This is a genomic window from Pseudomonas sp. NFPP07, assembly GCF_900115645.1.
GTDB classification, from domain to species: domain Bacteria; phylum Pseudomonadota; class Gammaproteobacteria; order Pseudomonadales; family Pseudomonadaceae; genus Aquipseudomonas; species Aquipseudomonas chlororaphis.
Window position 1 is genome coordinate 41723 of record NZ_FOXG01000006.1, and the last position, 22972, is coordinate 64694.

At 60.2% G+C, this 22972-nt stretch carries 17 protein-coding genes; 4 read left to right on the top strand and 13 right to left on the bottom strand.

Annotated elements, in window-relative coordinates:
* Nucleotides 1–270: 270 nt before the first annotated feature.
* Nucleotides 271–1293, top strand: coding sequence for an ABC transporter substrate-binding protein (locus BM019_RS16130; protein ID WP_009041639.1), 1023 nt, complete (start codon nucleotides 271–273; stop codon nucleotides 1291–1293).
* Between the two features lie 218 nt (nucleotides 1294–1511).
* Here the strand turns inward: BM019_RS16130 and BM019_RS16135 are convergent, their stop codons facing one another.
* On the bottom strand, nucleotides 1512–2432 hold the full coding sequence (locus tag BM019_RS16135) for a LysR family transcriptional regulator (RefSeq protein ID WP_085533307.1): 921 nt from the start codon (nucleotides 2430–2432) through the stop codon (nucleotides 1512–1514).
* A 183-nt stretch (nucleotides 2433–2615) separates the two neighbouring features.
* On the opposite strand from BM019_RS16135, the gene BM019_RS16140 reads away from it, so the two are divergent.
* A complete protein-coding gene (locus BM019_RS16140; protein ID WP_092418896.1) occupies nucleotides 2616–3521 on the top strand; it encodes a TauD/TfdA dioxygenase family protein in 906 nt (301 codons plus the stop codon).
* A 270-nt stretch (nucleotides 3522–3791) separates the two neighbouring features.
* Here the strand turns inward: BM019_RS16140 and BM019_RS16145 are convergent, their stop codons facing one another.
* Nucleotides 3792–5408, bottom strand: a complete 1617-nt coding sequence (locus BM019_RS16145; RefSeq protein WP_092418897.1) for an alkaline phosphatase family protein — start codon at nucleotides 5406–5408, stop codon at nucleotides 3792–3794.
* A gap of 223 nt (nucleotides 5409–5631) precedes the next feature.
* A complete protein-coding gene (locus tag BM019_RS16150) occupies nucleotides 5632–6576 on the bottom strand; it encodes a LysR family transcriptional regulator (RefSeq protein WP_062824036.1) in 945 nt (314 codons plus the stop codon).
* Between the two features lie 154 nt (nucleotides 6577–6730).
* Between BM019_RS16150 and BM019_RS16155 the strand changes: the two genes are divergently transcribed.
* Together BM019_RS16155 and BM019_RS16160 are read left to right on the top strand one after the other, a co-directional pair.
* A complete protein-coding gene (locus BM019_RS16155; RefSeq protein ID WP_092418898.1) occupies nucleotides 6731–9100 on the top strand; it encodes a TonB-dependent receptor in 2370 nt (789 codons plus the stop codon).
* Nucleotides 9101–9164: 64 nt separating this feature from the next.
* The gene (locus BM019_RS16160) at nucleotides 9165–10499 is read left to right on the top strand and encodes an aryl-sulfate sulfotransferase (protein ID WP_092418899.1); all 1335 of its coding nucleotides are present in this window, start codon (nucleotides 9165–9167) and stop codon (nucleotides 10497–10499) included.
* 88 nt (nucleotides 10500–10587) lie between these two features.
* On the opposite strand, the gene BM019_RS16165 is transcribed toward BM019_RS16160, so the two are convergent.
* The 10 genes from BM019_RS16165 to BM019_RS16200 form a co-directional block, all read right to left on the bottom strand.
* Nucleotides 10588–11259: a hypothetical protein gene (locus BM019_RS16165; RefSeq protein WP_009041646.1), complete on the bottom strand. Its 672-nt coding sequence runs from the start codon at nucleotides 11257–11259 to the stop codon at nucleotides 10588–10590.
* Nucleotides 11260–11529: 270 nt separating this feature from the next.
* The gene (locus tag BM019_RS16170) at nucleotides 11530–11892 is read right to left on the bottom strand and encodes a hypothetical protein (protein ID WP_092418900.1); all 363 of its coding nucleotides are present in this window, start codon (nucleotides 11890–11892) and stop codon (nucleotides 11530–11532) included.
* 28 nt (nucleotides 11893–11920) lie between these two features.
* A complete protein-coding gene (locus BM019_RS16175) occupies nucleotides 11921–12511 on the bottom strand; it encodes a hypothetical protein (RefSeq protein ID WP_085533319.1) in 591 nt (196 codons plus the stop codon).
* Nucleotides 12512–12675: 164 nt separating this feature from the next.
* The gene (locus BM019_RS30535) at nucleotides 12676–13020 is read right to left on the bottom strand and encodes a hypothetical protein (protein WP_139214907.1); all 345 of its coding nucleotides are present in this window, start codon (nucleotides 13018–13020) and stop codon (nucleotides 12676–12678) included.
* Between the two features lie 419 nt (nucleotides 13021–13439).
* Nucleotides 13440–13745: a hypothetical protein gene (locus BM019_RS16180; RefSeq protein WP_085533321.1), complete on the bottom strand. Its 306-nt coding sequence runs from the start codon at nucleotides 13743–13745 to the stop codon at nucleotides 13440–13442.
* Nucleotides 13746–14258: 513 nt separating this feature from the next.
* Nucleotides 14259–14570 (bottom strand): hypothetical protein, encoded by a 312-nt coding sequence (locus BM019_RS30540; protein ID WP_139214908.1) that lies wholly within the window; start codon nucleotides 14568–14570, stop codon nucleotides 14259–14261.
* A gap of 3 nt (nucleotides 14571–14573) precedes the next feature.
* Complete coding sequence (locus BM019_RS16185; RefSeq protein WP_092418901.1) at nucleotides 14574–19241, bottom strand: RHS repeat-associated core domain-containing protein; 4668 nt, start codon at nucleotides 19239–19241, stop codon at nucleotides 14574–14576.
* Nucleotides 19241–19978, bottom strand: a complete 738-nt coding sequence (locus BM019_RS16190) for a DUF4123 domain-containing protein (RefSeq protein ID WP_092418902.1) — start codon at nucleotides 19976–19978, stop codon at nucleotides 19241–19243. The genes BM019_RS16185 and BM019_RS16190 overlap by 1 nt, the downstream gene beginning before the upstream one ends.
* Complete coding sequence (gene tssI / locus BM019_RS16195) at nucleotides 19968–22010, bottom strand: type VI secretion system Vgr family protein (protein WP_092418903.1); 2043 nt, start codon at nucleotides 22008–22010, stop codon at nucleotides 19968–19970. Before tssI ends, BM019_RS16190 begins: the two co-directional genes overlap by 11 nt.
* A 134-nt stretch (nucleotides 22011–22144) precedes the next feature.
* Complete coding sequence (locus tag BM019_RS16200; RefSeq protein ID WP_009041653.1) at nucleotides 22145–22663, bottom strand: Hcp family type VI secretion system effector; 519 nt, start codon at nucleotides 22661–22663, stop codon at nucleotides 22145–22147.
* Between the last annotated feature and the right edge of the window lie 309 nt (nucleotides 22664–22972).

Below are 22972 nucleotides of genomic sequence, written 5' to 3' on the forward strand. Positions count from 1 at the left end.
TGTTTTTTGGAGTTTGTTTTTGGTTATATAAAAAGTTACATCAATGCTATTGGGAGATAAGAGAGGCCATTTAAGGCCTCCAGGCACGCCGCATCCAATGCATTTGAAGAATATTTTCGATGCTGATCATGCATACGCCGCGCAGAGCCGCGTCCTGGCTGGTTTATTCGAACGAGTTATTAAAATGTGAATTTATAGTATTTAAAGCTTTGAACGCCTTGGGCCTACCTTCTGCTCCTCAATGCCCGTCGCAGCCAGGAGCCACACCTTATGAACCTTCCCTTCAAACGCGTCCTCAGTCTGTTCGCCGCGCCGGCCCTGGCGGGGCTCCTGGGGTACCTGCCGCTGCTGGCCCAGGCGGATGAACTCAAGCAGATCCGCATCGCCGTGCCGGACCTCAGCGCCGGCACCCAGCACAGCGGCGGCGGGGTGACGGACGTGCTGCGCCAGCAGCAGATCTTCGAAAAGGCCTTCGCCGACCAGGGCATCAGCATCCAGTGGAACTACTTCAAGGGCGCCGGCCCGGTGATCAACGAGGCCTTCGCCAACGGTCAGGTGGACCTCGCCTACCTGGGGGACCTGGCAGCGATCATCGGCAAGTCCAACGGCCTGGACACCCGCCTGCTGAGCGCCACCGCCCGTGGGGTCAAGCAGTACCTGGGAGTGGTGCCGGGCTCGGGGATCAAGACCTTGCAGGACCTCAAGGGCAAGCGGGTCGCGGTGTTCCGCGGCACGGCCACGCAGTTGTCGCTGGATGCCGCGCTGGCCAGCCAGGGTCTGAGTGAGAAGGACCTGAAGATCATCAACCTGGATTTCACCGCGGCGGTCGCGGCGCTGGCGGCGAAGCAGATCGATGCCACCTGGGGCGGTTCCAACTTGAACGCCTTGCAGGCCAAGGGCCTGGCCGAGGTGCCGCTGAACACCAAGGACCTGGGCGGCGCCGGTAGCGTGCAGGCGGTGCTGGTGGGCAGCGGCGCGTTCGTCGATGCCCATCCCGAGGTCGTGGAGAAGCTGCTCAAGGCCCAGCAGCAGGCGGTGCAGTGGCTGACCCAGGACAGCAACAAGGACGCCTATATCGAACTGGTGTCGGGGCTGGCCAGCTACCCGCCGCTGGTGTTGCAGCAGGACCTCAAGGATCAGCGCTTCAGCGAAATCTTCCCCTCGACCCTGGACCCGGTGTTCCTCGGTAAATTGCAGGACGCGGTGGACCTGGCCGCGCAGCAGCGGCTGATCCGCAAACCGTTCAAGGTCAGCGAATGGGTGGCGCCGCAGTTGGCCGCCGCCGGCCTGTAAGGCCACCTGGCAATCCGCTCACGTCCCGTAGCCACTGCCGAGCCTGCGAGGCTGCGATCGGTCCCGCAGGGGCCGCAAAACCCGACAACGCGGTCTGCCTGGACGAACCGGGTGGGCCTTGTTGCGACGACTGCGTCGTCGATCGCAGCCTCGCGGGCTCGGCAGCGGCTACAGAAGATCGCGTCTTCTGTAGGCGCGAGCTTGCCCGCGATGGCGGCCTAGGACGCCATGCTGACCTGCTGCCGATCCACCGCCACCAGCACTTCGATCATCTTGCGGGCCGCCGGCGACAGGCGAAATCCCGTGCGGCTGACGATGCCGCAGCGGGCGTTCATGCTCTCGATGTTCTGCGGCAGGTTGCGCCAGTGCAGCAGCGCCAGGGAACCCTGTTCGATGTCCTCGACGAAGGCTTCTTCGGTGCCCACGCCAATCGCATTGGACTGGCGCACGATCTTCACCAGGGCCGGGAAATGTTCGGTCTGGATGGTCGGGGAAAAGTCGATGCGCCCGCTGAGGTTGGCCAGCAGCTTGCGGATTCCCGGCGGGATCAGCGTGGTGGCCAGCGGGTAGTCGAACATGTCGTTGGTCGACAGGCTTTCCTTGGCCAGCAGCGGGTGCCCCGGGCGGCAGAAAAACACCCCGCGCTTGGGCGTCAGGGGCTGGGTTTGGAAGTTCGGGTCGGCTTCGAAATGGCGGATGTCGGCGATAAAGAATTCGATCTCTTCGCGGCTCAGGCTGCGGCTGAGTTTTTCCCAGTTATCCACCTCCAGGCAGATGCGCACCTTGGGGTGGATGCCGGTGAATTGCGCCACCGCGTCGGGCACCAGTTTCACCGCCGGCGCCGGGCCGCAACCGAAGCGCAGCTCGCCGGCGTCGAGCTTGGTCATCTGCGTCACTTCGCTGTTCAGCAAGGCCGCGCCCTGCACCAGGCTCAGGGCGTGCTGCAACACCACCTGGCCTTCCGGGGTGGGACGCAAATCCTTATTGCCGCGGTCCACCAGCACGCAGCCGAACTCCTGTTCCAGGCCCTGGATGCTGCGGCTGAAGGCCGGCTGGGTGATGCCCATGGCGTCCGCCGCGCGGACAAAACTGCGGTGTTCGTTGAGGGCGATGAAGTAACGCAACTGGCGAAGATCCATATGCTTTCCCGGCATCCGAAAAATAGCCCGAAGGCATTTGCGACGAGTGAGGAATGAGGTTTTAAATGCAAGCTCTTATTCCGTCAACGAAGCATGTGAATATCTATTAGATCTAAAGTGAATATAGATAGAGCGTTGTTTCGCTGCCGCTCAACCGTAAGCAGTCAGACGAGGGTCTACCCGATGAGCAATGCCGCACTAGCCGTTAAACCCACTGTTCATGCGCTTGAGATCCACCCGGTGGCCGGCCGTATCGGCGCCGAGATCCGTGGCGTGCAACTCTCCGGCGAGCTGGACGCCGCCACGGTCGAAGCCATCCAGCAAGCGCTGGTGGACTACAAGGTGATCTTCTTCCGTGGCCAGGCCCACCTCGACGACCAGAGCCAGGAAGCTTTCTCCCACCTGCTCGGCGAGCCGGTGGCGCACCCCACCGTACCGGTGCGCGACGGCACCCGTTACCTGCTCGAACTGGACGGCGCCGAGGGCCAGCGCGCCAACTCCTGGCACACCGACGTGACCTTCGTCGATGCCTACCCGAAGGCTTCGATCCTGCGTTCGGTGGTGGCGCCGGCCTCCGGTGGCGATACGGTCTGGGCCAACACCGCCACCGCCTACAACGAACTGCCGGTGGAGCTGCGCGAGCTGGCGGACAAGCTCTGGGCGGTGCACAGCAACGAATACGATTACGCCGGGGCCAAGCCCGACGTGTCGGCGGAGAAGCTGGAGCGCTACCGCAAGGTGTTCACCTCCACCGTCTACGAGACCGAGCACCCGCTGGTGCGTGTGCACCCGGTGAGCGGCGAGAAGAGCCTGGTGCTCGGGCATTTCGTCAAGCGCATCAAGGGCTATACCCAGGCTGATTCGGCGCACCTGTTCAACCTGCTGCAAAGCCACGTCACGCGTTTGGAAAACACCGTGCGCTGGCGCTGGACCGCCGGTGACGTGGCGATCTGGGACAACCGTTCGACCCAGCATTACGCGGTCGACGACTACGGCACCCAGGACCGCGTGGTCCGCCGCGTGACCCTCAAGGGCGACGTGCCGGTGGGTGTGCATGGGCAACGTAGCCAGACCATCAAGGGGCTGTGACAGAGGCGTCCCACGATCCTATAGCCGCTGCCGCAGGCTGCGATCGACCCGAAGGGGCGCGGCGGCTTCAACATCGCCAAAGGCCTTCGGCCTTATCGCAGCCTGCGGCAGCGGCTACAGGGTGTGCGGTGGGTTTGAAATTTTTCGCCGGCAATCGAGCCCGCGAAGCCGCCGCCTCACTTTTCGCGAGCAAGCTCGCTCCTACAGAAAGGTGGAATGCCGTGTCCCTGTAGGAGCGAGCTGCTCGCGATCAGCCGCGCAGCGGCGCCCTCACCACACCCCGATCTGCACCACCTTTTCCGCCTCCGGTTCGCCATAACGAAAGCGTTGCCCGCGCAGGTCGATTTCTTCGTGGCTGATGGTGGTCCGCCGCTTCAGCCCGCGCAGCCAGTCGAACAGATACCCCAGGTGCTCCTCGCGCACCGCCGCATAGGCCGGATCGGCGCCGAGGTCGCGCAGTTCCTGGGGGTCGTTGTAGAGGTCGAACAGCTGCGGGCGGAAGCCGTCGTAGGCCAGGTATTTCCAGCGCTCGCTGCGCACCATGGTCATGCGGCAGCGGTCGATGGGTTGCGCCAGGCGCTCGCGGGCGGGGGCCTGGAACGCGTAGTCGTATTCGCTGATGGCGTAGCGGCGCCAGTCGCCCGCCGTGCAGTGCAACAGCGGGATCAGCGAGCGGCCTTCCAGCCGGTGTTCGGCGCCGGGCAGCCCCAGGGCGTCGAGAAAGGTCGGCAGGGCATCGATGGTTTCCACCAGGCGCTCGTCCAGCGTGCCGCGGCTGATATCCGCCGCCGCCCGCGGGTCGCGCACGATCAGTGGCACGCCCACGGCCGGCTCCAGTAAAAACTCCTTTTCCCCCAGCCAGTGATCGCCGAGAAAGTCGCCGTGGTCGCTGGTGAACACGATCAGGGTGTCGTCCCAGCGCCCGCTGCTTTGCAGGAAATCGAACAGGCGGCCGAGCTGATCGTCCACCTGCTTGATCAGGCCCATGTAGGTCGGCACCACGTTCAGGCGCACTTCGTCGCGGGAGAAGTTCTGGCTCTCCTGATGCTGGCGAAAGGCGGCATACACCGGGTGGTCGCTGGCCTCGTCGGCGGCGGCGCGCACCGGGGCGATCACCTGCTCGGCCGTGTACAGCGCGTGGTAGGGCGCCGGCGCGATATAGGGCCAGTGCGGCTTGATATAAGACAGGTGCAGGCACCAGGGCTGCTCGCCCTGCTCTTGGATGAAGTCGAGGGCGCGGTCGGTGGTGTAGACAGTCTCCGAATGCTGCTCGGGGACGCGGGCCGGCAGGTGGGCGTTGCGCATTTTCCAGCCGCTGAGGATTTCACCCTGTTCACCTGCGGCGGCGTTGGCCCAGTCGTGCCAGGGGTTGCGCCCCTGGTAGCCCTGTTCGCGCAGGTAATGGGTGTAGGGCGCCGACTCGCGTTTGTCGTCGAACAGCGGGCTGTCGGGGAAGATCCCGTCGTGGCGCAGATAGGGTTCGAAACCGACCTCGTTGAGGGCCTCGGCCTGCTGGCTCTCGGGGTCGATCGCCAGGCGCTGCAGGGCATCGAGATTGGGCGTGGCGTGGGTCTTGCCCACCAGCGCGGTGCGGATGCCGTGGGGGCTCAGGTAGTCGCCGATGGTCAGCTCTTCCAGGGGCAGCGGCACGGCGTTCCACGCCACCTGGTGGCTGCTGACATAACGCCCGGTGTAGGCCGACATCCGCGACGGCCCGCAGATGGTGCCCTGGGTGTAGGCGCGGCTGAAGCGCACGCCGGCGGCGGCCAGGCGGTCGATGTTCGGCGTGTGCAGGTGGGGGTGGCCGTAGCACGACAGGTAATCGCGACGCAGCTGGTCGCACATGATGTACAGCACGTTGCGCACGGGTTGGGCGGGGTTGGACATGGCGTTCACCGATCGAAAGACAGGTGAGGGTTTTCGCTGTCGCGGGGCGTTCCGACAAGCGCATTTGGCGCATGCTTTTCATGCACGACCTGCATGGGCCGAAGATGATCCCTGTAGCCGCTGCCGAAGGCTGCGATAAGGCCGAAGGCCTTCAGCGATATTGAAATCGCCGCGCCCCTTCGGGGCGATCGCAGCCTGCGGCAGCGGCTACAGGTGCGGTGTTTCAGACCGCGAAATTCTCCAGCGAACACAGATCCTCATCCAGCGCGTCGGTGCGCTTGATCTCCTCGATCATCGCCTCGGCCAGCGGCGACAGCCGATAGCCGGCGCGGCTGACGATGCCGTAGCGGGTGTACAGCTCCTCCAGGTCGTCGGCCAGGCCTTCGACCTTCAGGCACACCAGCTCGCCCCGGGCATTGTGCAGCGCATCGCTGTAGGCGCCGATGATGCCGATCGCGTCCGAGCGCATCACCACGCCGAGCAGGCTGTAGCTGTTCTCGCATTCCACATTCGGGACGAAATCCGGCCGGCCGCTGAGATCGACCACCACCTTGCGCAGGTTCGGCGGGCGGATGGTCGCGGCCAGCGGGTAACTCATCAGCTCGGCGGCGGTGACGCTTTTCTGCTCGGCCAGCGGGTGCCCGGCGCGGCAGCAGAAATGCCATTTGCGCGGGCGCAGGCGCTGGGTCAGGTAATCCGGGTTGGCTTCGAACTGCCGGGTGTCGGCGACGAAAAATTCGAACTCTTCACTGAGCAGGCGTTTGCTCAGGGTTTGCCAGTCATCCACCTGGAACTGCACCCGCGCCTTGGGGTAGCGCCCGATAAAGCTGCCGATGGCCCGGGGGATCAAGCCCGCCGCCGGCGCCGGTCCGCAACCGAAGCGCAGCTCGCCGGCCTCCAGGCCGTTGAACTGGCTGATCTCGTTGGCCAGTTGCTGCGCGCCGCTGACCAGCCGCCGCGCATGTTCGAGCAGCACCAGCCCCTGTTTGGTCGGTGCCAGGTCCTTGCGCCCACGATCCACCAGCTGACAGCCGACGCTGTGCTCCAGGGCCTGGATGCTGCGGCTGAAGGCCGATTGCGACAGGTTCACCGCCAAGGCGGCCGCGACAAAGCTGCGCTGTTCGGCGAGGGCGATGAAGTGACGGAGCTGGCGCAGATCGATATGCATTTTTCACATTGAAAATATCGGGGAAATGCATTGGCTATGCATTAGGTCGACTCTTTATAAAGGCAATCTCTTATTCCGTAAATCTTATTAAAAACATAAATAAATAACTTAAAAGAATATACGGTTCAGTCTGTTTTTTACCCAGGAGCCGCCCATGAGTCCGTTGAACCTTGTGTCCCCCACTTCGCCCCGACGGCTCAAGCGCCTGCCGCTGGCCCTGCTGCTGGCCGGTAGCGCCGGCTGGTCCCACGGCTATGCCGCGCAAGCCGAAACGCCCACCGAAGCCCCGGCCAAGGCCGATGCCGCCCGGCCCGCCGCCAGCGGCCAGCTGGAAACCGTGACCGTGACTGCGCGGCGCCGCGAGGAGAGCGCCCAGGACGTGCCGACGCCGATGAGCGTGATCGGTGGCCAGGCCCTGGAGAGCCAGCGGGTCTATCGCATCCAGGATCTGCAGCAGCTGGTGCCGAGCGTCAACGTCGCCTACATGCACGCGCGCCAGTCCAGCGTGTCGATCCGCGGCCTGGGCAACAACCCGGCCAGCGACGGCCTGGAAGGCAGCGTCGGGCTGTACATCGACAACGTCTACCTGGGGCGGCCGGGCATGGCGGTGTTCGACCTGATGGACATCGAGCAGCTGGAAGTGCTGCGCGGTCCCCAGGGCACGCTGTTCGGCAAGAACACCACCGCCGGGGTGATCAACATCAGCACCCGCGCGCCGAGCTTCACCCCCGAGCGCAGCATCGAGACCTCGGTGGGCGAGGACGGCTACTTCCAGACCAAGGGCACTATTTCCGGGCCGCTGAACGACGAGCTGGCCGGGCGTTTCTCGGCCTATCGCACCCGCAGCGACGGCGATATCAAGAACGAACACGACGGCCATGACCTCAACGGCGGCTCGCGGCAGGGCTTCCGTGGCCAGCTGCTGTTCAAGCCCAACGAGAACTTCAACCTGCGCTGGATCGGCGACTACAACGAAGAGGACTCCAGCGCCGGCACCCGGGTGCTGTACAGCACCGGGCCGACCATCAATGGCGTCAACCAGTACCAGTCGCGGGCCGCCGCGGCCGGTGCCACCCTGGTCGACGGCACGCACCGCAAGGTCAACCTGGACAACGATCAGCACGTCACGGTGTTCCAGGGCGGCACCTCCCTGGAGGCCAACTGGACCCTGCCCAGCGACTTCACCCTGACGTCGGTCAGCGCTTACCGCTGGTGGGACTTTACCCCGCGCAACGACGACGGGCTCAACGTGCCGGCCAGCTATAACGCCGGGGTCTCGGTGGAGGATAAACAGTGGTCCCAGGAGTTCCGCCTGGCCTCGCCCACCGGCGGCTTCTTCGATTACGTACTCGGCGCCTACTACTTCGGCTCCGACCTGGACAACAAGTCCTTCGCCTATTACGGCCCCAAGGCGGACATCTGGAACGGCACGCCCACCGGCGCCCTGAACAACGTCACCAGCATCGGCAACGGGCATATCCGCACCGACAGCTTCGCGCTGTTCGCCCAGGGCACCTGGCACCTCACCGAGCGCCTGGATTTCACCGCCGGCCTGCGCGGCACCTATGAAGAGAAAAGCGCCTGGGTGACCCGCAACGCGCCAGTGGGGGGCGCCGCGGTGACCGGTGCCGCGGCCACCGCGCGGCGCGGGCGGGCCGGGGCCTACGACTCCGGCGACCTCAACCAGTACAGCACCAGCCCCTCGGGCCTGCTCAACCTCAGCTACCGCTTCACCGACGACCTGCTGGGCTACGCCACCCTGTCCCACGGCGAGAAGTCCGGCGGGGTCAACCTCGCGGTCGGCTCGGCGCCCACCGCTGGCGCCGACTCGCTGCTGATCGGCACCGAGCGCGCCAACAACGCCGAACTGGGCTTCAAGAGCACCCTGTGGGACAAGCGCCTGCAACTCAACGCCAACCTGTTCTGGACCCAGGTCAACGGCTACCAGACCAATGCCTACGACGCCAACAACCGCGTGCAGTACCTGACCAACGCCGGCTCGGTGCGCTCACGGGGCGTGGAAATCGAAAGCACGCTGATCCCCATCCGTGGCCTGACCCTCAACCTCAACGGCTCCTACAACGACGTGCGCTACCTGTCCTACAAGGATGCGCCGTGCCCGCCTGAAGTCAGCCTGCGCCCGGGCGCCCCGGCCTCCTGCGACCTCAGCGGCCACCAGGTGGTCGGCGCCTCGAAATGGATCGGCAACGCCAACGGCGAATACAAATGGAACCTGGACAACGGCCTCGAACCCTACGTCACCGGCAGCTACGCCTTCCGCTCCAAGGCCGTCGGCACCGTCGAGGATTCCGACTACGGCCAGATCCCCAGCTACGCGGTGGTCAACCTTTCCACCGGCCTGCGTGGCAACTATGAGCAAGGGCAGTGGGACGTGTCGCTGTGGCTGAAAAACGCCTTCGACAAGACCTACTACACCACGCTGTGGTCGGGGGGGAATGGCGGCTACGAAGGTTTGCTCGGCACGCCGCGGACCCTTGGCGTGACCGGCCGCTACGACTTCTGAACACCCTCATTTGCAACCCGCGCCGGGTTCCGCGGCGCGGTTCGACCTGAACAGGAGTTTCACCATGTTGAACCTCAAGCCCGTGTTGCCCCTGCTGCTGTCATTCAGTGCCGGGGCCTTCGCCGCCCCCAGCGTCTACCCCACCGGCGTGACCCGTTACGACCCGGCCAAGGCCTTCAATCAGTACGTGATCTTCAGTGGCGCGGACAAGAAAACCCACCTGATCGACATGAATGGCAACGAGGTGAAAACCTGGCCCCAGGCCGGCTTTCCTTCGGCGATCATCGACCCGCAGCTGGTGGGCGGCGCGCGTGGCCGGGTGCTGTTGCAACTGAGCGAAAAGGACCCCGGCAAACTCGGCTCGGCCGGCAATGGCCTGGGCAACCAGAGCGTCGGCGAGCTGGACTGGGACGGCAAAGTGGTCTGGCAATGGGGCGACCAGGCGCCTGGCGGTGCGGCCCAGCAGCATCATGACCAGCGCCGCCTGAGCAATGGCAACACCCTGGTGCTGGCCAACAAGGTGCATGCGGTGGCGGGCTTCAAGGTGCCGCAAGTCATCGATGACGTGATCTACGAAGTCAGCCCCAAGGGCGAAGTGAAGTGGCAGTGGCTGGCCTCCGAACACCTCAAGGAATTCGGCTTCACCCCGGAGCAGTTGAAGCTGGTGCGGGCCACCAAGGACCCGGACTACCTGCACATCAACAACCTCAGCGTGGTCGGCCCGAACAAGTGGTTCGACGCCGGCGACAAACGCTTCGCCCCGGACAACCTGCTGTTCGATTCCCGCAACGCCAACTTCATCGCCATCATCGACAAGCAGAGCGGCAAGGTGGTCTGGCGCCTCGGCCCCAACTTGCCGACCCTCAACCCGCGAGCGCCGGCGACCTTGCCGCGCCCGGTGGACCAGTTCGTCGGCCAGCACGACGCCCACATCATCCCCGCCGGCCTGCCGGGCGCGGGCAACCTGCTGGTGTTCGACAACCAGGGCACGGCCGGCTACCCCTCGGCGCCATTGGGGCTGATTTCCGGCTCGCGGGTGCTGGAGATCGACCCCGTGACCCAACAGATCGTCTGGCAGTACAGCGCCGCCAGTTCCAGGCAGCCGGGCTGGGCCTTCTACAGCTCGTTCATCAGCAGCGCCCGACGCCTGCCCAACGGCAATACCCTGATCGATGAAGGCATGAACGGCCGCTTCTTCCAGGTCACGGCAAGCGGCGAAAACGTCTGGGAATACGTCAGCCCGTTCCTCGGCAAGGCCCCGGGCAGCGACGCCATCAGCAACTGGGTGTACCGCGCATTGCCGGTGAGCTATGACTGGGTGCCACAAGGCACGCCACGTTCGGAAACGGCGGTGATTGCGCTGGCGGCGGCTTTGCAACCGACTAATGCCAGCCGTTGATCCGGCTGCTGCGCGGCTCTGGGTTACCTGAAGAGGCTCGCTCGCGATAGCGCCGGTTCAGACGGCGCATCGCGAGGTCTCTGCAGGCTTATTTGCAGCTGTAGTTTTCAGGCATGGTGACCGTGTAATTGCGCTGTACGCGGTCGCGGAAATCCAGGTTCTGTAGGCCTTGCTCCACCAGGAAGGCCTCGACCTTGCCGTTCTGGCAATCCTCGTTGTAAGAGGACACCCGCAGCAGATACACCGCCCGCCGAGTGGTTTCGTCCCGGGCCGTCGCGATAAAGGTCGACAGGGTGGTGTAGCCGGTGCGTTCCGAGGTGCCTACCGGACCATAAGACGTATTGGGCGTGCTGGTGCAGACCAGCTTTTCCTTCTTTTTCTTGCCATCCTTGCACACCGTGGAAGTGCTGTTCTGCACCCGACCGTAGTCGGTGGCGGTGTAGCGGTAAGTGACTTGCTTGCTATGGATATCGAGGCTGACCGTCATCTTGATCGGCGCATGCTTCTTGGGCAGCGAGGCCTCGGTAAACACCTCGCGGAACCCCTGGTCCTTCAGTGCATTGACCATATCGCGCAGGTAATAACGGGCATTCAGCGAATTCTCGTCATTCCCCGTCGTGGCCGTCACCAGCACCAGCGCCTGCCGATCAAATTGATAGTCCGGATCCGGCGTGCCATTGAGCGCGACGTCGAACTTGGTGGCGCAGCCGGTGAGCAGAAGGGAAAACAGGAATAGCGGGTAAAGCATGTATCGAGTCATGAGGGCTTCGTTGTGTTGCGGTGGATGGGATAGGGATTAGACGGATGAGCGCGGGAATAAACAAATGGGGTAGGTGGAGCAGTAGGCCCGACAGGGGGGCGTATTGAAGGACGGCTTGGCTTGTGAGCGGGACTCCCGTCGAGCATGGTCTACGGGCGAAGCATGAGCCGTTTGCAGAGGCAGCTACGGTAGTGTTCCTGTCAGTCTCTGCGACCAGCTTTTGCCTGATCGCATCGCGATTATCGATGCGAGCTTGATGTTTGTTACTGACTAATCTTCCGTTGAGAATTTTGCTTTCAATATTTTGCATTTTAGCAAAATGCTTTCACGATCTGATATGGCGTTATTGTCGCACCAGTTGCTGATGACGGAGGCTCCGTCAGAAAATGAAAGCACTACGTGCTCGCCCATGAACTCGAATGCTATTCCTTCTTTCAGGTATTCGGGGATGTTTTCAAAGTCCTCATCAGTACTGAGATAAATTCCCGACATGTCAATGCCGAAACCCTCTAAAGTTGCGAGCTTGTCTAGCGCTACAGGTAGAAAACTTTGGATGGTCAGGGAAGAAGAGTCTTTGAGGTCGAGTAGGCAGTTGTGGATGATGCTTTTTTGTCTGAGCGTCAGTGTATTCATTTGTTTGTACTAATGGTTGAGCTTTATGTCAGTCGCATTGCGTGACTATGTAGACGCGGTCATCAACATCTGATGTTCTACTTCCAAAGAAGTATATTTCGTTCTGGTTAAATAAAGTGTAGTTTCTTTTTGTTCTAGGCTTGCTTTTGCCAAAAATATCCATTTCTTGTTGTGAAGGGGCGCTATCAACAGTCGGAAATGACTGCTCTCCATGTATTTGCAATAAAAAGTCCAAGGCCGCTCCCTTGTATTGGGCCGGTGTCTCATCCCCCATGAGCCACTTGGGCTTATCACCAGCCCAACCGAATACATCGCTGCCTTTACTGTGGCTAAATGCTAAGGGAGTCATTGCGATCCGTATCGGGTAGTCACTTGCATAGGTTTTATCTTCATTCCTGAAAAGAAAGGCCGCAAAATATTTTTGGTAATCGCTTAGAAAGTTATCTGGAATGGTTGCCCCCGATAGCGGGACTTTGAGCATTTCAGGAATCGTATAGTCTTCGTTGAAATCGTCAGTCGCGGCAAAAACACTTAGTGTGTGGCCATGTAGTGAATGAGCCTCTGGGAATTGTAGAGTGAAGTAAAAGCTCATCAAACTGCCGTTTGGGCTTTTGGGCATGCTCATTCCTTGGGGGATGACTGGTTTCCCTCCAATGTATGAAGCGGACTCGGTTTTTGGGGTTTTATTTATGTACATGGATTTAAATTGATTTTCCTGAAGAGTGGGTGGGATTTAGCTGGTGTTGGACAATGGTGAGTTGAGAGTTTTTTGATGCCACGAGATCATGCTTCTAGCATGTAACTTTCAATCTTGGCTATTAACTCGCTTTTACTCTTTGTTCTAAATTCACATATATGTTCTTCAGAATTTCTTATGGGCTTTCCACGGTTGTCATGCTTTATAGTCAGGAAGTCAACTACAAAATCTCCGAAGGGGTCTCCTTCTGGTTCCAATTTTGCATCAAAACAATGGCCAGTGCTTCTCCGCACTCCACCAATGAGTACGGAGTTGCTGTACCAGTCGGACGTCTTCTCTGTTAGCTCAACTTCGAACAGGTTGTTTATGGTTATTGTCCATCCGCTTGGCACACGAATGGCTTGAAGGTTGTATTCTAATTTTATTTTCATTTCACTTTTGCCATTGTTTTCCAAAGATTCGATACATGTGATTGCGCTCGTCACTATAGGTGGATGTTGCATGTTCTATATGTGGTGTCAACCCTTGGATGAGTGCCTATATTAAAGCTTAAATGGCCGATTAGAACGTGTCTGCGCTTCTTTCGTTATCTTCTCGAAACTTTAGATGCCCCAAAACAACTCTACCCATTTCTGGGGTATGTTTGGTCTTTTACCTGGTTTAAAAAGGGCTTCCGCACTCTTGTCAATGATTTCGCAGCGGCTTGAAGATGCTATATGCTGGGTTAAATATTTACAAGCTGGTAAAAGTCGATTCGTTTTGTAGGAAGATTCCAGTTTGGAAAGTTATGATGTCTCTAAAATTCAATATGGAAATTATAAGGTTGTAATTTAAGGCTTATGAGTCTTTCTCAGGTCTCTAGGTGTTTTAAGGTGTTTAAAGCAGCGGTGCATAGTTCGCTACAATCTTTTGCGCTGTTGGTTGAAATTGGTTGCTCCCAGTTAAGGTTTTTAATTGGAGAAACTTTAAAGTTTCCGGTTTCACAGAATTCAGGGTGCCAGCCGATATCAATAATCTGTTCGTGCGGGAAGGATGCTTGCAGTAAGTCTTCTTTTAAATCACCAATAACTTCCAGTATTTTAAGTGTATGGTCGATTTGAGATATGTCGTCGAGTGTGATTTTTCCACCACGCTCAATAATGTATTTGGAAATCATTGTTTGCTGCCTGAGTATCAATGAGCAGTGAGGGAAAATTATTGTCGATGCCGGTGATGGGCATGTATCGGTTCATGATGAAGCTCCTTGATCAAATGGAGCTGCCACTACTCGCTGTCAAACAAGATGGTTGGCAGCTGTACACGGGTTGACAGACCGAGGATCAAGGAGCCCAGCGCACGCAAAGTTGCCCCACGCACAGCCGCCATATAAAGGAACGACAGGCACAAAAAATGCCAGCTGTTCACATAGCGGCATTTGCATGCCTCGATCATATTCGGTCTGTCAAAACCGGTCACTGTTTTTGCAGCAACAATCAAAGGCTATCTCGCGACCATAGCAAAAACAAGCTGGCAGTATTCGACTCAGCTTGTAAGAAAAATCGCCCATAGAATATTTTTAGTCACTTGAATTTGTTTTCTCTAGTAATTCGGTTTTTATTAGTCTCGACAGTATCACGGGTGATAATTTAGGGGGTATGGTTATGGGTAGGTAACTTTCATGAGGCTCTGGTTATGTTTTTTTTGCTTCATAGCCTTTGGCAACTATTACTAATGCCGGGGTTGAGCTCCATGCCGAAATGAAGCTGTAGCTTTTTATGGTGTCATCAATGTCTTCGGTGTTGATGTTTTCAATGAGTATTTTTTTACTTTCTATTATTTCTGATATTTCCTCTCCCTCAGCTCCTAGACTTTGGAAGGCTATCAGGTTTTCAAATGTAATAGTCCAGTCTTGCTCTTTCCAGTCAGTAAAGTTAACTACTAGTATCCCTGGGGTACTTGTTATTTTTTTGACGGTTCCATCTGCTACAGAAAAAGAGTTCATCTTCTATGTTCCTGGATGCTTTTCTCCCGGTAGGAAACCTGTTCCATGCCCGGGTTGATAGTTATCTGGCTTCGCCTTTGAGATTAATCCCTGCCTTTTGGCTTGACCCCAGCTTAAGCCGGACGGCTTAAGCTCAATATGGTAATGCTCTCCATGGTGTCTAGCATTAAAGGGGCCTGGGTCTCCAGGGTGACTTTCGTATCTGATTCGTGTGTCAGCATTCGGCTCCCATACCATCCTCTGAGTCCCGTGCTGTGTTTGGGATACTTTTGGTTGTACTCCAAGGGCCTTAGTTAGTTCGTTGGGGTCATCTGGAAAATGAGTAAAAGGACTCGGCGGTTTTGGCGCTCCCTCATTTGTGGATGAACCCTTTGTGGTCGCGGGTGATTGCCCCGGTTGAGATCCTGTGGCTCCAGGGCAGTTATTCAACCCCAACGGATCCACCCACCCCGTAGGGTTAGGCACGTACTGGTAGTTGTTCAGCCCTCCGGCCAGCTTGATCGGATCCGGCGTCAAAAACCGTCCAGAGCTTGGATTGTAGTAGCGATGGCGGTTGTAGTGCAGCCCGGTTTCCGTATCGAAGTACTGCCCCTGGAAACGCAGCGGGTTGTCGATTTCGGAAACGTCCAGCGCCGCCAGATTGCCATACGCCCGGTACTTGGCCGACCACATGATTTCGCCGCTGTAGGCGGTTAACTCTTGCGGTGTCCCAAGGTGGTCGAGCTGGTAGTAGAACGGTGTGGCCTGGGCCGGGCCTTCGCCATCGAGCATGGCTAAGGGGCGGAAGGTGCCGGGTTCGTAGATGTAGCTGCGATAGCGGTTTTCACCGCTTTCGGCGATCAGCCGTTCGCCTTGCCATAGGAACTCGGTGGTGCGGCCGTCGACGGTTTTAGCGATACGGCGGCCGAAGGCATCGTACTTGTAAGTGGCGGTGCTGCCACCCGGCAGGCTGACGCCAATTAGCCGGTGCTGGCAGTCGTACTGGTATTCGGTGACCAGCTTCTGGCCCGCGCCGCGGCGTTCGCGGCTGAGGTTGCCGAAGGCGTCGTAGTCGTAGTGGCGGTCGCCCTGCATCAGCAGGCGGTTGCCTTTGACGTTGGCCAGGTTGGCGGCGGGTTGGTCGCCTTGGCCGAGCAGGTTACCGGCGGGGTCATGGGCGAAGCTTTCCGGGGTGGCGCCACGTACGTTGATCAGGCGATCCAGCGGGTCGTAGTGATAACGCAGGTTGCCCTTGCGGCTGTCGTCGATGCCGGCAAGGTTGCCGTTGGCGTCGTAGGCATAGGCACGGCGGTAGAGGTTGTGGTGCTGGCCGTGTTGTTGCTGGCTGACGCTGTGGGCCAGCAGGCGGCCTTGCTCGTCGTACTGATACTGGCTGAGCAGCAGGCCCTGTTGGCGTTGCTGTTCGCGGCCGGCGTTGAACTGGTGGCTGGTCAGGCGCGAACCGTTGAGGTCGATGCTGCTGAGCTGGCCGCCGGGTGCGTGGCGGTAGTCGAGCTTGCTGCCGTCGGGCAGGCGGCAATGGCTGAGCTGGCCGAGCTTGTCGTACTCGTAGCGCAGCGTGCCCCAGCCCTGGTGTTCGGTGATGAGACGGTCTTGCAGGTCGTATTCGTAGGCCAGCGGCCAGTGGCCGTCGTCGACATTCACCAGGCGCCCGAGGGCGTCGTAGCGGTAGTGGATCGCTTCGCCATCGGCCAGGGTTTTCACCAGCAGGCGGCCAGCGGCATCGCGCTGATATTCGGTGACCAGCTCGCTGCCGTTGTCGCCGAATTCGGTTTTCTTCAGCAGGTTGCCGTTGAGGTCATAGGCGTAGGCGGTGCTGCGCCCGTCAAAGCCGGTTTCCTGCTGGATCAGGCCGTTGGGGTAGTAGTCCAGGTGATACTGCTCGCCGCGCTCGTTCTCGATATCGGTGAGCAGCAGGCGCGCGTTGTCGTAGCGATAGCGCAGCTGGCTGCCGTCCGGGTTGATGCGGCGGCTGACCAAGTGCAGGTTGTCGGCGTATTCGTAGCGGGTGACGCGGCCCAGTTCGTCGCGCTCGGCGGTGACTTTGCCGTAGGCGTTGTAGCTGAAGGCGCGGGTCGCGCCGCCGGGCAGGGTGATCTGCACCAGGCGGTTGGCGGCGTCCCATTGGTACTGGGTGATGGCGCCGCTTTCGTCCTGGCGGGTGATTTGCCGGCCCAGGGCGTCGTAGCGGTACTTGCGCTGGCCGCCGTCGGGCAGGCGTTCTTCCAGCAATTGGCCGAGGCCGTTCCAGCCCAGTTGATGGCGGCTGCCGTCGGGATGGGTGATTTCCAGCAGGCGGCCCTGGCGGTCGTAGCGGTAGTGGGTTTCGTTGCCGTCGGGATCGGTCTGGCAGGTGATGTCGCCCTGACGGTTGCGCTGGTATCTCCAGCTGGCTTTGCCCCGGTGAACATCGCTGACAAAACCGCGGAAATATTCGTAGGACGTAGGCTCGTCTTCTGGCGGAATAACCGCGGTCAGCGATCCGGCTTCGTTGTAGCGATATTCGGTGACTGCGCCGAGCGGGTCTTTCTCTGCGATCAGGCGGCCTTTTTCGTCGTAGGCTTTTTGTGTTTCGGCGCCATCCGGGTCGGTCTGGCTGACCAGGCGTGCATTCTCGTCGTGCACGTATATTTGCTCGCTACCGTCGGCGTTGATGACGGTAACGGTGCCTTTGTCGTCCCACACATAACGCGCATCCATCTGCGAGAAATTCGCCCAGTGATGGATACAGCGAGACGATTTACCCGTGTTCTCCCACTCCCAGAAAAAGCTAGCGCCACCGGCCAGTTGGCGCTCCAGGATCACGTGCTGTTCGTTGTAGCGATAGCGTTCGCTTTCGCCCGCGGCATTGATGGCGCTGGTGAGTTGGCCCCGCTGGTTGTACTGATAGGTCACCAGGGTCTGTACGGTGACCCACGGCTCTTGACGCTCACCGCGCTCGTCGTATTCGGCGCGGCGTTGCTGATAGTCCACGGCGACGATAAGGCTGTCTTCATAGCGCAGGAATAAGGAGCGCCCGGCGCCGTTGTCGATGCGCTGGACGCGGTCGACCAGGTCGTAGCTGATATGCAACTGGTTGTCGTAGGCATCGCTGATGGTGGTCAGGCGGCCGCCGCGGAAGTGGAAAAAACGCGTCTGTTGACCGGCCTGGGTCAAGATCAGCTCACCCGGCGCATCGCCCAGATAGATGGCGGCCTTGGCCAGGCTATTGGTAATGGCCGGACGTTGCTCGGTGGGCATCGGGAAGCGGGTCTGACGGTTTTCACTGTCGGTCCACAGCACCTCGTCATCGTCCAGTTGCAAACGATGGGACAGCGAGTGGCTCCAGCCATAACCCAGGCGGCTGTCGACTTCCACTGCGCTGGTGCGATAGAGACGGGTCCATTCAAAGGGCAGCAGGCCATCGAGTTGGCCATCGGTCAGGGTCAACAGTTCTTCGCCGGTCACCATCGAGACGGGGCAGCCATTGGTGCAGGTTCCACCTGCACTGTCGGCGCTCTTACCGTCGTGGTTCCTAGACTGATGGGCCGCGTCGTCATGATGCCCGCTGCTTCCTACCGTGCTGTTCTTCTTGCCATCAAAACGCAGCTGCGCCACGCCTTTTTCCACCCGCGAGGCCACGCCGCGAGCGGCTACGGCGACGTACTTGCCCACATAACCCATGAAGCTCTTGATGATGTTGAACACGGCCTTCACGAAACCGGTGACCGCCTTGACGATGATCTGGCCGTATTTGGCCAGGCGCGCGGCAAGATAAAACAGCCCTGCGCCCTCGGCAGCCACAGTCAATACGATCGCGATAACGATATCGATCAGGATCCCGACAACAGCCGCCGAGGTCATTCTTGCTGCTTGGCCCGCGGCCTGGGTGGGGGGCAATCCCGCTACCCAGATGGAGGCGCAACGCACCATCAGAAAAAGGGCGGCCTCGTCGCTGGCGAGCAACATGGCCTTTTTCATGACGTCCGGCGCTTCCTTGGCCAGCTTGATCAGTTCTTCGGCGCCGGCTCCCAGGTCCTCTGCAAACTTCTTGGGGTTCTGCAGGATATCCAGCGCTTTGGTGATGCCGTCCCAGACGCCTTTGATAGCTTCCCAGCCGCCTTCCAGAATGCCGCTACCAATTGCCATGGCCTGGGCCGATGCGCTCTGATTGGACCATTGGGGTTTGAAGCCTGCCCATTCCTTGCGCAGGAAACCTTCAAGGTCAGCGCTCAGGCCGTCGTAGGACTTGAACAGGGCATCGATTTGATCTTTGGTTACCTGGTCATGCACATGGATTTTATAGAGCTTGCCCTCTTTTCCCTGAAAGCTGCCTTTACCTTGTTCATTCAGGGTTATCGTGGATTTGGTACCGTCCTCGACAGCAATGATGTCGACCTTGATACCGCCGATGGGAATGTCATACACCGACTCGAATTTGCTCTCGATCAGCAGCGGGCCACCCGCCGGGCAACGGGCGACGAATGAGAAGTCATCGTCGTCCATGCTGACCGCTTTGCTGGAATTACCCGCCTTGATAATCCGCTCCATGCCCAGCAAGGAGGGCTTATCAGTCGCTCTGCTAGCCGCATCGAGGGGGGCCAGGTACCACTGTCCGATCTGCTCGCGGTACAGCGTCAGACTGCTCTTGAACGAGTTCAGTTGTTTTTCGATATCGGCAACGCGACCCATCATCCTTGCTCCAGAGTCAGGTGGTTAAGCAGTGCTTCGTTAAGGGCTTTCGGGGTGTCTGGCTGACGAATGAAATGCGCGACCTTGTGGCGCAGCACAGCCTCCGGGAAAGCGTCGTACAGGTCTGGGCGTTCCTCGCTCAGCCATTGCATCAGGTTGTCGATCAGGGTGGTCGGGTCTTTCTTGACCAGTTGATCGAGCAGGGGCTGCGGTACTTCCCACCACGGCCACTCTTTGACCTTCGGCACCGGGCGTATGCCGGTTTCCAGGGTTTGGCCGTTGATCCAGTAACGGTTGAAGACCGGCAGCACTTCACCAGCGTCTTCGCCCAACCCCTCCAAAATCGGATAAATATGCCGCCCATCCCAAAACCTAAAAAACACCTCGGCACCGCCCGGCATCTTCACCTGGGTCAGGCTGCGCAGGTGTTCGAACACCACTGCCGGTTCGCAGTTGGAGACGGCGAGCCAGCCCCAGTCGTCGGCGTCGGTTTCGGCGATCCAGTCGAGGAAGGGGGAGGTCGGTTTGAGTTCCGCGAGGTAGGGCATCACCGGCTGCCAGTCGGCGTAGGGCGTGCCGCTCCAGAGGGCGGTCAGGCCGCTGGCGCCCTGGGTCTGGTAGAAGTCCTTGAGCGGGTTGGCGTCGCTGGCGTTGCTGATCACCAGGTACAGACGCTCGTCGGCTTGCAGGGGCTGGCTAGCGAGCCAGGCCTGGGGTGTCAGGCGATCAGATGGCACAGGCACCGTCCTTGCACTTTTCGCACTCTTCGCAGAAAGGCGCGTTGCGCTTGAGGGTGTTGATTTGCGCCGGGGTCAGCAGGGCGCCGGCCTTGTCGGCGTCGGCTTGCTTCAGCACGCCGGGCATCAGTGGCGCGGCGCCGGAGCCGCTGCCCGGGCCGCCGCCGGAGTTGACCTTGACCTGCGGGCCGCTGATGGTCACGCCGCCGGCGTCGAGCTTGATAAAGCTGCCGCCGCCCTTGAGGGTCAGCTCGCTGCCGGCTTCCATCACGACCTTCACCCCGGCATTGAGGTGGATCTCCTGGCCGGCTTCGATGAACTGCCCGGTGCCGATCTTGATGTGCTGGTTCACGCCCACGGTGAGGTGGTCGCTGGCGCGCGCTTCGACCTTGCGGTCGGCGTGTACGGTGTGGTGTTCCTCTGCCTTGAACTCGCTGTAGCTGTTGGCCTCGACTGTGTCGTGGCGTTCGTTGCCGACGCGGATCTTCTGGTCGTGCTCGACGTTCTCGTCCCAGTCGCGCTGGGCGTGCAGGAAGATCTGTTCCTGGCCCTTCTTGTCTTCGATGCGCAGCTCGTTGTAGCCGCCGCCACCGGGGGAACTGAGGGTCTTGAAGGTGCTGCGGGTCTTGTTCGCCGGCAGGTCGTAAGGGACGACGTTTTCCTTGTGGTACAGGCAGCCGCTGATCAGCGGCTGGTCGGGGTCGCCCTCGAGGAAGGTCACCAGCACTTCCATGCCGATCCGCGGGATGGCGATGCCGCCGTACTGGGCGCCGGCCCAGGCCGAGGACACGCGCAGCCAGCAACTGGTCTTGTCGTCCGACTGGCCTTCGCGGTCCCAGTGGAACTGCACCTTGACCCGGCCGTATTGGTCGCAGTGGATCTCTTCGCCCTTGGGCCCGGTGACCACCGCGCTCTGGCTGCCGAGGATGCGCGGCTTGGGGTGCAGCAGCGGCGGTCGGTTGGGCACGTCCCAGGGTGTGGCCTGGAAGCGGTTGCGGTAACCCTGGTGGAAGTCGTCCTTCAGGGCCGTGGTATCGCTGGTCACCGACTCTTCCAGGACCTGCGGCTGCTTGCCTTCGTGGACGATCTCGGTGAGCAGCCAGAGGTCGTTCCATTGCGCTTTCGGGTGTTCGCTCAGGGCCAGGAAGTGGCCGCTGACCAGCAGCGGCTGATCGCTCTTGCCCTCGGCCAGGCGGTAGTCGCTGCGGTGGCGTTCCAGGGCACGCTTGGCCAGGTGCTTGCCGCGTTCGCGATCGACGAAGCGACCGGGGTAGTCGTAATCCTCGAGGTCCGGCTTGAGCTCGCTCTTGGCGTCGCTCTCCAGGGTCAGGCGCGGTTTCTCGAAGTCGTAGTCGCGGCGCGTGGTGCGGCTGGTGCGGGCCTCCAGGCGCAGGTCGAAACGCTTGATCACCGGGTCGTTGGCGACCATGCCGGAGTCTTGCTGGTAGGCCACTGGCGCCAGTTTCGGGAACACCGTCTGGTCATCGCCGAAGACGATGGTGTGGCTGTCGGCGCTGTGCTGGAAGTGGTAGTGGATACCTTCTTCCTCGCACAGGCGCTGGATGAAATGCAGGTCCGATTCGTCGTACTGCACGCAGTAGTTGCGCTCGGGATAGATCGAACCCAGCTGGAACTGGTAGGCATTGCTTTGGATGCCGTGTTCTTCGAGGACCTGGCCGATGATTTTCGGCACCGTGAGGTTCTGGAAGATGCGTTGGTTGATGCGGTGCGCGAGGTAGGCCAGGTGCGGGCGGAGGGTCACCGAGTAGCGGGTCAGGCGCTTGCCGGAATCGCCCTGGGCGACGCGGTAGATCTGCCCGTGGATGCCGGTGCCATTCTGCGCCAACTGCAGGAAGGCCGGTTTGTGCAGCAGGCTTTCCAGGTCCAGGGCGGCCTGGGCGCTGACCAGCTCGACCTCGAAGGCGAAGGGCTGGCTGATGGCTTCCCGTCCGGTGAAGGACAATACCTGGAGGTCGTTCTCCAGACCTTCGACGGTCAGGCTGAAGTGGGTCTGATTGGCCGGCGCGAACATCCCTTGTTCCTCGTGCAGTACTGCCGCGTGGGTCGACCCCGGGGCCGGGCGCCGACGAACGCAAGAAATCCCTTATGGCGTAAACAACATCGACCAGCAGAGCTGGCCGATGTTGGTGTAACGGTCGGCCGGACTTAGCCCGCGACCGGGGAACGCCAGTCGTCGGAACCGGAAGTACCGGAGACTTCGTGGGTCCAGGTGATTTTGCGGTAGGTGAAGTGCACGTCTTCCAGGTGGGTGAAGTGCGAGTTCGCCGGGTCCTGGCAGTTGTGCATGTAGTCTTTGATGTCGACGATGATCGCGTCTTCCAGGGTGGTGGTGTAGTAGTGCTCCTGGGTGCCGGCAGCGGAGGTGCGGTACCACTGGATTTCGATCTTGGTCAGACGCTCACCGGAGGTCAGGGCAGCCAGCAGCAGTGGCGAAGCCTTGTCGAAAACCTTGGTGATGACTACTGGTTTGTGCACGCGCTGGCCGGTTGGCTGGCCGGACTGCGGGTCACGCGGGATGATCACTTCGTGCTGGAAGCCCTGAACCATGACCTGGTCTTCGTGGCCTTCCTGATAGGTGTTGCCAACGGAGTCAGCGGTGAAGGCACCGGCGGTGATCAGGCCTTGTTTGGTGCCGGTGATGGACATATACGCTGGTGTAGCCATGGATGCTCTCCTTGCTAAAAAATAAAGGTGCCCGGTGGGACGGATCGCCCGGTTGGGTGCCAAGTTGATATCAAGGAGCATGCCAGGAGTTGAAAGTACCTTATGGAACAAGGGCTTCCGGCGTTTTCTGGCATCGCTGACGGTATTTCCAGCTCGAAAGCGCTTGAAAGTGCGCAACTTCTTGCGCAGTGCTGTGCAAGAAGTTGCGCACTTGGCTGCAGGTCCCGGTTTATCGAGCCCTTGGATAACTGTTCACAGAGTTATCCACAGAGGGGTGCGCAAGAAGTTGCGCATAGTGGCCATGGGCCT